The 10,920-nt window shown below is 71.8% G+C and carries 10 protein-coding genes; 1 reads left to right on the forward strand and 9 read right to left on the reverse strand.

Annotation, left to right across the window (positions count from 1 at the left end):
* Positions 1 to 35: 35 nt before the first annotated feature.
* The 7 genes from A1QA_RS12835 to hisD form a co-directional block, all read right to left on the reverse strand.
* The gene (locus tag A1QA_RS12835; RefSeq protein ID WP_017176924.1) at positions 36 to 1,640 is read right to left on the reverse strand and encodes a hypothetical protein; all 1,605 of its coding nucleotides are present in this window, start codon (positions 1,638 to 1,640) and stop codon (positions 36 to 38) included.
* Entirely contained in the window at positions 1,637 to 3,580 is a 1,944-nt protein-coding gene (locus tag A1QA_RS0100230) for a DUF2334 domain-containing protein (protein ID WP_017176925.1), read from the reverse strand. The genes A1QA_RS12835 and A1QA_RS0100230 overlap by 4 nt, the downstream gene beginning before the upstream one ends.
* A 67-nt stretch (positions 3,581 to 3,647) precedes the next feature.
* Complete coding sequence (wecB, locus tag A1QA_RS0100235) at positions 3,648 to 4,850, reverse strand: non-hydrolyzing UDP-N-acetylglucosamine 2-epimerase (RefSeq protein ID WP_017176926.1); 1,203 nt, start codon at positions 4,848 to 4,850, stop codon at positions 3,648 to 3,650.
* 20 nt (positions 4,851 to 4,870) lie between these two features.
* Positions 4,871 to 5,605: a hypothetical protein gene (locus A1QA_RS0100240; protein ID WP_017176927.1), complete on the reverse strand. Its 735-nt coding sequence runs from the start codon at positions 5,603 to 5,605 to the stop codon at positions 4,871 to 4,873.
* Positions 5,602 to 7,164 (reverse strand): glycosyltransferase family 2 protein, encoded by a 1,563-nt coding sequence (locus A1QA_RS0100245; protein WP_017176928.1) that lies wholly within the window; start codon positions 7,162 to 7,164, stop codon positions 5,602 to 5,604. The genes A1QA_RS0100240 and A1QA_RS0100245 overlap by 4 nt, the downstream gene beginning before the upstream one ends.
* Positions 7,161 to 7,388, reverse strand: a complete 228-nt coding sequence (locus A1QA_RS0100250) for a hypothetical protein (protein WP_017176929.1) — start codon at positions 7,386 to 7,388, stop codon at positions 7,161 to 7,163. The genes A1QA_RS0100245 and A1QA_RS0100250 overlap by 4 nt, the downstream gene beginning before the upstream one ends.
* A gap of 445 nt (positions 7,389 to 7,833) precedes the next feature.
* Positions 7,834 to 9,183 (reverse strand): histidinol dehydrogenase, encoded by a 1,350-nt coding sequence (gene hisD, locus A1QA_RS0100255; protein ID WP_017176930.1) that lies wholly within the window; start codon positions 9,181 to 9,183, stop codon positions 7,834 to 7,836.
* 186 nt (positions 9,184 to 9,369) lie between these two features.
* Between hisD and A1QA_RS12840 the strand changes: the two genes are divergently transcribed.
* Positions 9,370 to 10,317, forward strand: a complete 948-nt coding sequence (locus tag A1QA_RS12840) for a hypothetical protein (protein ID WP_017176931.1) — start codon at positions 9,370 to 9,372, stop codon at positions 10,315 to 10,317.
* Here the strand turns inward: A1QA_RS12840 and A1QA_RS12845 are convergent.
* On the reverse strand, positions 10,293 to 10,733 hold the full coding sequence (locus A1QA_RS12845) for a hypothetical protein (RefSeq protein ID WP_017176932.1): 441 nt from the start codon (positions 10,731 to 10,733) through the stop codon (positions 10,293 to 10,295). The genes A1QA_RS12840 and A1QA_RS12845 overlap by 25 nt on opposite strands.
* Positions 10,730 to 10,920 (reverse strand): hypothetical protein (locus tag A1QA_RS16095; RefSeq protein ID WP_043507949.1); only part of this gene is annotated, 191 nt, incomplete at its 5' end. The genes A1QA_RS16095 and A1QA_RS12845, both read right to left, overlap by 4 nt.

Consider the following 10,920-nt stretch of genomic DNA (forward strand, 5'->3'; position numbering starts at 1 on the left):
TGGCTCAGCGAGCATGTCCGATTCGGCGGGCCCCCTCAGGACCCAGAGGCGGCAGCGCCCTCCGAGGCCTGCTTGAGCGAGCGCCCCACCGGCCCGAGGCCACCGCTTCCCGCCGTCCCGGGGGCGCCCGCGCCGTCGGCCTCATCCCCAAGGAAGTACCACCAGAAAGGAGCCCCCCAGGCCTGGGGGCGCCCCAGGGCCGCGCCCGTCACCTGGGCGATGAGGGCGCTCCGGGCGGCGGCGGTGTCGTCGTGGGAGCCGAACCACCACGGCCCGCCGTCCAGGTCCTCCCCGCCGTAGCCGAGCTCGGTGACGGCCACGCGCTTATCCGGGAAGCGCGCGGCCAGGGCGCTCATGACCCGGTCCGCGGCAGTCCCCAGCGGGTGGGACTGCGGGTAGACGGAGATGCCGACGACGTCGACGAGGCCCATGAGCTCGCTGCCGGCCAGGGAGGCGGCCACGTTGAACAGGGCGCCGTCGGCCTCCGCCTGGCCGAGCTGGTAGTAGAGGGTGAGGACGGTGAGCGCGCCGGTGCGCTCCTTCACGGCCCGGGCCGCGCGCGTTGCCCGCCCCACGGGGTCCTCCCCCAGCCAGTCGCCCCCGATCTCGTTGCCGACCTCCCAGGAGTCCAGGCCCGGCAGGGCAGTCAGCACGGCGTCGACCCGCTCATCGAAGTCCGAGTCGCTCAGGGCGGCCATGCCCTCGGAGTCGCAGATCTGCCCCATGACGTGGATGCCGGCGCCTTGGAGGGCGTCGGCCGTCTGGCGCCAGGCGGCGAGGGCGGGCGCGCTCACATCGTCGAGGACGAGCCGCGCCGCGCCCTTTCCCCCGGAGCTGGTGGCGGCGACGACGGCGTCGCGCTGGCCCGCGCTGGGGGCCTCGGTGAGGGTCGCCCCGATGAGGGCGTCCGTTGGCGCCGCCGAGATGAGCGCGGTGTCGACGGCGATCTGGGCCGTCGAGGCGAGCTCGAGGAGGCGCGCCCCCTGCTCGTCGCCCGCGCCGGAGTCGATCACCGTCTGGGTCGTCTCGTGGGCGGCGCGCGCGGCCTCAAGGGCGCTGGCCGCGCTCCCGGCCCGGGCGCCCGCACCGCTCCGGTCCCCCAAAGCGGAGAGGAGTTCCGCCTGCCGGGCATGCAGGCCCCGGGCGGCCAGGGCGAGGACCTCAGCGCTGCCCTGGCGGGGCAGGTCGGCGATGAGCGCGGAGTAGCCCTGGGAGGTGGGCCATGACAGGCACAGGGCGCAGTCACGCCCCTGCGGCACATCGACGAGGATCGCCCCATCGGCCTCGTAGAGGGGCCCGATCGCGATGACCTCGAGGGTCGTGGCATCCAGGAGCGCGTCGTCGTAGCCGTCCTCGCCCCTGCCCGCGGACTGGATGGCCCGCACCCGCTCCAGGGTCAGCGGCTCGCCGTCGGGGCCGCGGAGGACGAGGGTGATGGGGACGGTCGCGCTGTCGTCGGGACCCTCGCAGGTCATGAGGGCGCCCACGGCGCCGCCCGCGAGAGCCAGGCCTCCTGCGGCGATGATGGCCCGACGGCGCGTGAGCCATCCCCGCCGCTCCGCCCCAGGAGCGCCGGGCGGGCCCGGGAGGCCGCTCGCGCCGTCGCCCGGGCCCGTCGGGGCGCTGCCGGCAGGCGTCATTGAAGGTCCTGGGCCGCCACGAAGGTGTAGCCCTGGCCTTTGATGCCCTCGACGATCGTCTTGAGCTCGTTCAGCGGGTAGTAGGAGTGGAAGAAGAAGCTCGCCGTGGCGTGCGTCCCCGCGAGGTTGAGGCTGGCGGAGTCGAGGATCTGCTGCGACAGACGCGGCGGGTGGTTGTTGATGTCCTTCGGCTCGTAGTTGCCCAGGTTCTCCGGCAGCACGTGGGTGCCGTAGGGGTCATTGACCGCGTAGGGGAAGAACTGGCCGATGTAGTCGTGCGGCCCGCCCGGCGTGCCGGTGAGGGTGCCCGCGTGCATGAGCTCGCGCTCGTAGCGGGTGGAGTAGACCTTGTTGATGCCCTCGTAGCCGCTGCGGGAGGCCGAGTAGTGGGGGGTCTCGAAGATCTGCGGGGTGGGCAGGCCGACCTTCTTGAAGATCTTGCGGCCGTCCTTCACCCGCTTCTTGGCCCACTTGGCGCTCGTGCCGGGCAGGTCTCCGCCGATCTGGACCCAGGAGTTGTCCTGGCAGGGCACGACGGGCGCGTCCGGGGAGTTCTCGGCGGAGCACCACGAGCGGATGAACTCGAAGTCGTCGCTGGACACGCCGTTGTAGGGGTTGTCCAGGTCGCCGAACTGGTGGGTGGTGCCGTGCTGGATGAGGGTGCCGCCCTTGGCGACGGCGTCCTTGAGGACGGCGACGAGCTCGGGGGTGTCCTGGAGGGTCATGGAGCGCGGGGCGCCGTTGTTGTCGACGCCCTTGGGGTCCTCGTACTTGGGGTAGACGGCCATCTGGAAGGGCACGTCCTGGGAGTATAGGTAATCGACCATCGCCTGGAGCTCGGCGGGGTCGGTGTCGGGGCCGACGTCCTCGATGCGCACGGCGGCCTGGCGGACCTGGGTCGCGCTGGGCTGGAGGGCGTCCAGGACGATGTCAGCGGCGGCGATGTAGCGGTCCTGCTCGCTCATGTAGGTCACGGGGACCTCGCCGATGAAGGTCAGGCCGGATGAGGCCACGGCCCACGGGAAGGAGGTCGTGCCGGACTGGGCGACGCTGGCGCACTGGGTGGCGGCGCCGTCGGCCGAGGAGCACAGGGCCCTGCCCAGCACCGTGACGGCGCCCGCGTTCGTGATGTGGGGGGCGGTGATGCCTCCCTTGTTCAGCTCGTTGCGGCTGAAGGTCTTGCCGTTGTAATCGATCTGGGTGACGCGGTCGGTGGCGTCGACGTACGAGGTCGCGGCGTCCCAGCCGTACCGGGCGGTGAAGGTGGCGCGGTCGGCGTCGGTTTTGACGAGCTCCCAGATGTTGAAGCCGGACCACAGGATGGGCACGTTGCCGGTGAGGACGTCGTCGATGAAGGCGCGCGGCAGGGGCTCGTCGTAGGTGGAGCCGGTGTAGATGACGTTGGTGTAGCGCCCGGCCAGGCCGGCCTGGTAGTCGGCCACCGGCAGGGCGGTCACGAGCCCGGAGTGGCTGGCCAGGTTGCCCATGGCCATGGCGTAGTACTCGCCGAGCTTGCTCCAGTCCCCGGTGGTGTCGTAGAGGACGAGGGTGGAGGCGGGCCCGGCGTCCTGGTTGGAGTAGGTGACGGCGCGGTTGGGGACCTCGGGCGGGTTGGCCCGCAGGTCGCGGATCTGGGGCGCGGCCTGCGCGGCGGGGGCGTCGGCAAGGTTGACCGCGGCAGCGTCACCGGCCAGGGGCAGGGCCTCGGCCTGGGCGGCGGCGGGAGCGGGGGGAGCCTCGAGCGGGGCGCCCGCCCAGCCGAGGTCGTCGGCGGGGCTGTCGGCCGCCACCGGGGCGAGGGCCGCGCCGCGCGCGGTCGGGTTGGCGCCGCTGGCGGCCTGGGCGGAGCCGACGAGGCCGAGCGAGGCGCTGAGCGCCACGAGGGCCGTCAGGACCGCCCGGCGACGGCGCGCGTGGGTCGTCGTTGTCATCTGGAGCATCTCCTTATCAGGGTGGGGATCGATCAGGGCGAGGGGGCAGAAAGAGCAGGGTGGGGGCGGGGCGGGCTCAGGCGTGGGCGGGCTCGAAGTCAGGAAGGGGCTCCCCTCTCCCGAACAGGGCGGCGGTGGCCGCCATGACTCTCTCGCAGGCCCGCCCGTCGCCGTAGGGGTTGGCCGCCTGGGCCATGGCCGCGTAGGCGGCGTCGTCGGTGAGCAGGGTGGTGACGGCGTCGACGATGCGCTCCTCGTCGGCTCCCACGAGCCTGGCCACGCCGTAGTCGATGGCCTCGGGGCGCTCGGTGCTCTCGCGCATGACGAGCACGGGCTTGGACAGCGCGGGGGCCTCCTCCTGGACGCCCCCGGAGTCGGTGAGCACGATGTGGGCCCTGTTCATGAGCGAGCAGAAGGCCCCGTACTCCAGGGGGTCGGTGACCACGACGTTGGGCAGTCCCTCGATCCGCGGCAGGAGGGCCTGGCGCACGATCGGGTTGCGGTGGGCGGGAAGGACCATGAGCGCGTCGGGGTGGGCGCGGGCCAGGCGGGCGATCGCCCGCCCGATCCCCTCCATGGGCTCGCCCCAGGACTCGCGCCGATGCGCGGTCACCAGCACGACCCTGCGGAAGGGGGCCTCGAGGGCCTCGCGCAGCGCCGGGTCCGCCGGGGGTGTCGGCCTTGTGACGGCCTCCAGCAGGGCGTCGATGACGGTGTTGCCCGTGACCCGTAGGGAGGCGGGGTCGACGTTCTCACGCAGGAGGTTGTCCCGGCTGGCCGCCGTCGGGCACAGGTGCAGGGAGGTGATCTGCCCGACGAGCTTGCGGTTGGCCTCCTCGGGGAAGGGCGAGGAGATCGTGCCGGTGCGCAGGCCGGCCTCGAGGTGGAGGACGGGGGTGGAGTGGTAGAAGGCGGCCAGTCCCGCCGCGAAGACCGAGGTGGTGTCGCCCTGGACGAGGACGGCGTCGCAGGGCCGCTCCTCCAGCGCCCTGCCCACGCCCTCGAGGCACCGGGTGGTGATCTGGGTGAGGGTCTGGCCCGGGGAGTGGATATCGAGGTCGATATCGGGGGTGATGCCGAAGAAGGCGTTGACCTGGTCGAGCATCTCGCGGTGCTGCCCGGTGACGACGACGACCGGGTCGAAGCGCTCATCGGCGCGCATCCGGTTGATGAGGGGGGCGACCTTGATGGCCTCGGGCCTCGTGCCGTAGACCAGCATGATCCTCAGGGGCGCGCCCTGCGTCCGCTGATCGGCGGGTGTCATGGGTTCGGTGGTCATCGGTGCTCCTCTGTGTCGTGTCAGGCGCGTGAGTAGGTGGTCGCGGCGAAGGTGACGATGGCGTCCTCCGTGTAGGCGCCCACCGGGCCGCTGCGGTAGGGGCTGTCCGAGTCCTCGATGACGCCGAGGTCCTGCCCGTCGGCCGTGACGGTGAAGGAGACGGCGTCGCCGGTGGTGTCGACGCGCACCTGCGCGAGGTGGGCGATGCCGACCTCGAAGGAGGGCTCATACGCGGAGGCGAGGAAGCGCTGGTTGCCGGGGTAGGCGGGGTCCTGCTTGGAGACCTCCCAGCCGTTGGGCTTGAGGGCGAGGGCGTAGAAGTGCTCGTTGTCCTGGAAGGACCACATGAGCCAGGCGACCTCCCATGGGTTGGGCGCCGTTCCCTCTCGCAGTTGCTTCTCCGTGGTCATCATGGAGGTGACGGTCTGCGTGGCCCTGTCGGCGATGGAAGCGGTCGTCGAGATGGCAAGGGCGGCGTGCGTGCGCTCGTCCTCGGTGGCCGGGCTGGGGGCCAGGCGCAAGGAGCCGCCCTGGCAGGTGGCGTCGCCGTAGCCGTCGAAGAGGACCTGCCAGTCATCACAGCCCGTCTCCTGGGTGGAGAAGTAGCGGTACCCGAGCGCGCCCCCTCCCCCGATGAGCGCCACGAGGGCGCCCCCGAGCACGAGCCGACGGCGCAGCAGCGCGGACCTCGCGCCATCGTCCGGCGGCTCCGCGGGCGCGGCGCCCCTCTGGGCGGACTGGTCCGGGGCCCTCATGCGGCCACCTCATGATGCTCACGGCGGGCGGGCGGGCGCGGGGATCGCCGCGACTCGGGCGGGACCGACAGGGGGGCGCTCGGCGACGGCGATCCGACCCGCACGAGCGGCGGCGGGATGCGGAAGCCCTGCGGGACAGCCGCCGCCTCCCTGACCCGCGCCGCCTCCGCGACCACCGCGGTCTTCTCCAGCGGCGCGATGGGCCCCATGGGCTCCGTGGACTTCATAGGCTCTGCTGGCTCCGCCGAGTCTGCCGACTCTGCTGGATCCTCCGGCTCCTCTGCCTCCCGCGCGGTCTTCGCCCACCCGGTGCGTCCCGCGATCTCGCGCAGCAGCGCCCGCCACCCGAAGAGCGCTGGGAGGAGCCCGTAGAGCACGAAGAGATGCGCGTAGGCGAGCGCCTTCAACGGGCCGAGCCCCTCGGAGCGCTCGATCCTCCAGTACAGGACGCCGAAGACGAGGCCCGGGCCGAAGGCGAGGAGGTAGGCGCCCAGCAGCCACCACCAGGTCTGGCTGTGCCCGAGGACCGCCTTGCACACGACGACGAGCACGGTGATCCCGAAGGAGGCCATGAGCAGCGAGGCCGCCAGGAGCACGTAGGGCGTGAGGATCTGCCACGTGCTGTCCGCCCTGGCCAGGCCGCGCTGCTCGCGAGCGGCGCGACCGAGCAGGTTGAGGGACTGGATGTTGCCCTGGAACCAGCGCGTGCGCTGGCGCAGGAGCCTCCTGAGGCTCGTGACGCCCTGCTGGTGGACCGCCGCGGTGGGGCGGAAGTCATTGACCCACCTGGTGCCGTTGAGACGGACGCCGAGGTCGAAGTCCTCAGTGAGCGACTTGGTCCAGGGCCGCTCCCCCAGCGCGGTCAGGGCATCGAGGCGGGCGAACTGCGCGTTGCCGCCCATGCCGACGCTGTGGAGATGGCGCCGCCCCCTCTGGAAGACCTCCGTGAAGATGACGAACTCCATGTCCTGCATGCGGGCGAGCAAGGAGGAGAAGCGGTTGTTGATGCGCACACCGAACTGCACGGCGCCGATGCGCCGGTTGCCGAAGGCGCGGCGGGCCTCGTCGATGGCCTGCGACTCGAGGCGGCCGTCGGCGTCGACGACCCCGACCACCACATCAGTGCGCGGATCGCCGCCCCACTGGTCGCGCACGCGCCTCAGGGCGTCATTGAGGGCCTCGCCCTTGCCCAGGCGGGCGCGCGGGGGGACTCGGCGCATGACGCTCACCCGCGGGTCGGGGATCGCTCTGACGACGTCGGCTGTGCCGTCGTCGGAACCGTCGTCGATGACGAGGATGCGCAGCTTGTCATCGGGGATGTCGAGGAGCCGTCCGACGCTCGCGCCGATGACCCCGGCCTCATTGAGGCACGGCATGAGGATGACGACGAGGATGTCCTTGGCGCGGGAGCTGCCGCCGCGCCGCGGCCGCTCGATCCGCGGAGCCCGCCGGGAGGCGATGAGGAGGACGAGCACGTAGAGCAGGCCCGCCCCGATCATGATCACCGCGCCCCAGCGGCCGACCAGCTCTACTGGGTCACCATCGCCGACGCCGATCATGCGCCCCTCCTGCGACCCGGCCCCCGGTACCAGCCCAGGAGCGTCCGCCTGAGGGCGCCGGTCAGGTTGATCCACAGCCAGGCGAGGGCGATCACGGCGAAGAAGAACCCCGCGAGGAGGGAGAGGATATGGGCGATGGTCCCAGCGACAGCGAGAATCCGCGCCACGGAGCCCGGCCCGGGCGGCCATGAGGAATGCGCAAGAATCAGGGAGCAATTGCTCATCGCACCGTCATTTCGACTCAAGGGATCAGGGTGGAACCACGATGATGATTGTTCACGGAGGAACGCATCCGGATGGGGTCCAGAAACGCTATGAACAGAAGATAACGATTTGATATAGCAGGAGAACACTGTAGAAACGCACAACTCACAAGGGTCTTGACTGTAGTATTTCACATGTCCGTTGAGGTATCAGTCGTGGTCACCAGCACGTTCGGATCTCATCCACAGAATTCGTTGACGTCTATCACGTTCACAGCATTCTTCGATCGCGGCCATCAACGGCGCCCGGAAAATGCGTCAACAGCCGCCGCTCCAAGGGAGTCGATCGGCACCGATGGACAAAAGGATGAGGCCCATCAACCTCCGTCCAAGAATCCCCACCCCGCGACAACAATCCGCGCCGAGCGCCCATGAATGGGGCTCGGCGCGGATGGAGAGGACCGGCTCAGCCGCGATCGCGGAGACGGGCTCCGACAGCCTCGGCGTGGGCGGGCAGATCCTCCGCCTGGGCCAGCGCCGCGAGAGGGCTCGCCATGGCGCCCAGAGCCTCAGCGCTGTACTCGATCATCTGGACCGGCTTGAGGTAGGCCATGACGCTGAGCCCGGCGGCGAAACGCGCGGTGCCCCCCGTGGGCAGGACGTGGTTGGAGCCGGCGAGGTAGTCGCCGAGCGGCACGGGGCTGAAGGGGCCGACGAACACCGCCCCGGCGTTGCGGATGCGGCGCGCCACCTCGGCGGCCTCCTCGGTCTGGATCTCGAGGTGCTCGGCGGCGTAGGCATCAGCCACGGCGATGCCCTGCTCCAGGTCCCGCACGAGCACCACTCCTGATTGGGCCCCGCCCAGGGCGGTGGCGGCACGATCCCGGTGCCGCGTCGCCGCGAGGCGGCGCTCGAGCGCGGCGTCGACGGCCTCGGCGAGCGCGGGGCTGTCGGTGATGAGCACTGAGCCGGCGTGAGGGTCGTGCTCGGCCTGGGAGAGCAGGTCGGCGGCGACGTATTCAGGATCGGCTGAGGCGTCGGCGAGGATGGCGATCTCCGTGGGCCCGGCCTCAGCGTCGATGCCGACGTCGCCGAGCACGGCGCGCTTGGCCGCGGCGACGTACACATTGCCGGGACCGGCGATGACGTCGACGGGCTCGCACAGCAGGCCACCCGCGCTCGTCTCCTCATCGGCCCCTGCCTCGGCCCGGGCGCCGTAGGCGAGCATGGCGATGGCCTGGGCGCCGCCAGCGGCGTGGACCTCGGTGACGCCGAGCAGGCCGCAGGCCGCCAGGATCGTCGGATGGGGAAGCCCACCGTGCTCGGCCTGGGGAGGAGAGGCCAGGACGATGCTCTCCACCCCGGCGACCTGCGCCGCCACGACGTTCATGACGACCGAGCTCGGGTAGACGGCGAGACCCCCTGGGACGTAGAGGCCGACCCTGCGCACGGGCACCCAGCGCTGGGTGATGATCCCGCCGTCAATGATGCGCGTGACCCGCTCGGTGGGCATCTGGGCGGCGTGGCCCGCGCGGTTGTGAGCGATCGAGAGCTCCAGGGCCTCGCGAACGGCGGGGTCGAGAGCATCGACGGCGCGCTCGATGGCCTCGCGCGGGACGCGCAGGCGCTCGGGACGGACGCCGTCGAAGCGCTCCGCCAGGTCCCGCAGGGCGGCCGCGCCGCGGGCCTTCACGTCACTGATGATCGGCGCCACGGTCTCCAGGGCCGCAGCGACGTCCAGCGCGGCTCGCGGCAGGCGCTCGGCGAGCTGGCGGGGGGTGAGGTCGGTGTCGCGCAGGTCGATGCGAGTCAGCATGGGCACAGGTTATCGGCATGCGCCCGCAGTTCACGCCGCAGACCGCAGCCCGGATGCCCCTGCCGCCAGTGGGATGCGCCGCAGGTGGGGCGCGCCTGGGACCGAAGGAGCACAGCAGAATGATCACAAAACGATAACCTTGTGGCGATCCTGTCCCCTGAAATCCCTGATGACGAGGAGCCATTCATGAGCATGCCCCGCATGCCGCTTCCCACGATGCCCGGAGGGCGGGACTGGGCGGGGCTCCTGCCGCCGGTGGCCGGCGCCCTCCTCGGGGCGGCGGTGCTGTGGGCGGGGCGCGCGGCGCTGCCAGCACCCCGGTACGCGACGGCGCTCATCATCGGCGGCACCGCCGTGATGGCGGTCTTCGCGCTGTCGGCCCTCGCCAGGCTGGCATGGCTGGCGCACCGCGCGTGGCGGGCCCATCGCTTCCGCTCCGGGCACCCGAACGCGGCGGAGTCCCGAGAGCTGGAGCGGCGCGAGGAGCTGGCCGATTCCCAGGAGCATGCCAGGGCGGTGGCGCGCGGCCTTGCTCTGGGCGGCGCCTTCGACCTGGGGCGACCCTGGGATGTCGCGATCGACGCGAATGAGCATGTGCTGGCCGACTGCTCCTCCGACTACGCGCGGTACTACAGCGAGGACGCCCACCCCCTCCTTCCCGGCAGCGGCGTCATCGAAGGATCGGGCGGGGCGTCGGCGGGCCTGGACGCCGCGCCGATGGAGCGGCGGCGACGCCTGTGGGCGAGAAACCAACCAGACCTTCAATGGCGGGAGAACCAGTCGGTTCGCGCCCTGGTCACCCAGAGGCGCGTGCTCGTGCAGCGCAACGACCTCCACTGGCTCAGCTTCCACTACGACGCGATCGTCGCGATCCGCCCCGAGCTGCCCGCGGGCGTGCTCATCCTGGAGTTCGAGTCCGCCTCACCCCTGCGCCTGGCGGGCCCCGCCTCTGCTGTGACCGCCGTGGCCGCGGTCTACGCGCTCTTCGGCGCCGAGGGCCTGCGCGATCACCCGGGGCTGGAACCGCTGCGCATCCGTGATTCCGGGGAGTCCAGCGAGGCCGGGGACGCCGGCGATCCTGACAGCGGGGACGACGGCGCCCCGTCTTGTCAGGAGGCCGCCTCCCCGGCCTGAGCAGTGGCCGGCTCGGATGCTCCGGGCCCAGTGGGGCGGGCAGCCCCGGGGCGGCTGGACCACAGCTCCCAGCAGGCGCTGCGGTTGGGGGGCGCCCAGCGCGAGTCCCTCGTCGAGACCTCGCCCGTCCCCGCCGACACCACGAGCGAGGCCAGGAAGGGCTCGCCGCGGGCGGCGCAGTCATGGTCGATCATCGCCAGCAGCGGCCCCATGTGGCGGGGAAGCACAACGCCCTCGATCTCCTCGCTGAGCTCGCCGTAGGTGATGACGTCCCGCTGCTGGGCCACCTCGATGAGCACCTCCCGGGAGCGCGCGACGGCGCGCGCCAGCCGCTCGGAGAGCAGGTACTGCCGCTCCCCCACCGGATAGCGCGCGCCGACGGCGATCGCCAGGGGCTTCTCCCCCGATGCGCTCATGCGCGCATCGACAGGAACCAGCGCCGCAGGAACGGCCCGAGGATGGAGGCCAGGACGGAGGCGAAGGCGCCACCGACCATGACGGTCCGCGCCTTGGGCTTGACGTCCTGGGAGATCTCCGCCCTGGACGCGGCAGCCTGCGCGTTGGCCGCGGAGGCATCCTTCGCGGCGGCGGGGGCCGCCTGAG

Source organism: Actinomyces timonensis DSM 23838, from assembly GCF_000295095.1.
GTDB classification, from domain to species: Bacteria; Actinomycetota; Actinomycetes; order Actinomycetales; family Actinomycetaceae; genus Actinomyces; species Actinomyces timonensis.

What these genes read in the sequence shown, in the direction of transcription:
- A1QA_RS12835 (WP_017176924.1), bottom strand. Translation starts at nt 1,640, where the DNA reads ATGACGCCTGCCGGCAGCGCCCCGACGGGCCCGGGCGACGGCGCGAGC.
- hisD (WP_017176930.1), bottom strand. Translation starts at nt 9,183, where the DNA reads ATGCTGACTCGCATCGACCTGCGCGACACCGACCTCACCCCCCGCCAG.
- A1QA_RS0100245 (WP_017176928.1), bottom strand. Translation starts at nt 7,164, where the DNA reads ATGATCGGCGTCGGCGATGGTGACCCAGTAGAGCTGGTCGGCCGCTGG.
- A1QA_RS0100230 (WP_017176925.1), bottom strand. Translation starts at nt 3,580, where the DNA reads ATGCTCCAGATGACAACGACGACCCACGCGCGCCGTCGCCGGGCGGTC.
- A1QA_RS12845 (WP_017176932.1), bottom strand. Translation starts at nt 10,733, where the DNA reads ATGAGCGCATCGGGGGAGAAGCCCCTGGCGATCGCCGTCGGCGCGCGC.
- A1QA_RS0100250 (WP_017176929.1), bottom strand. Translation starts at nt 7,388, where the DNA reads ATGAGCAATTGCTCCCTGATTCTTGCGCATTCCTCATGGCCGCCCGGG.
- wecB (WP_017176926.1), bottom strand. Translation starts at nt 4,850, where the DNA reads ATGACCACCGAACCCATGACACCCGCCGATCAGCGGACGCAGGGCGCG.
- A1QA_RS0100240 (WP_017176927.1), bottom strand. Translation starts at nt 5,605, where the DNA reads ATGAGGGCCCCGGACCAGTCCGCCCAGAGGGGCGCCGCGCCCGCGGAG.
- A1QA_RS12840 (WP_017176931.1), top strand. Translation starts at nt 9,370, where the DNA reads ATGAGCATGCCCCGCATGCCGCTTCCCACGATGCCCGGAGGGCGGGAC.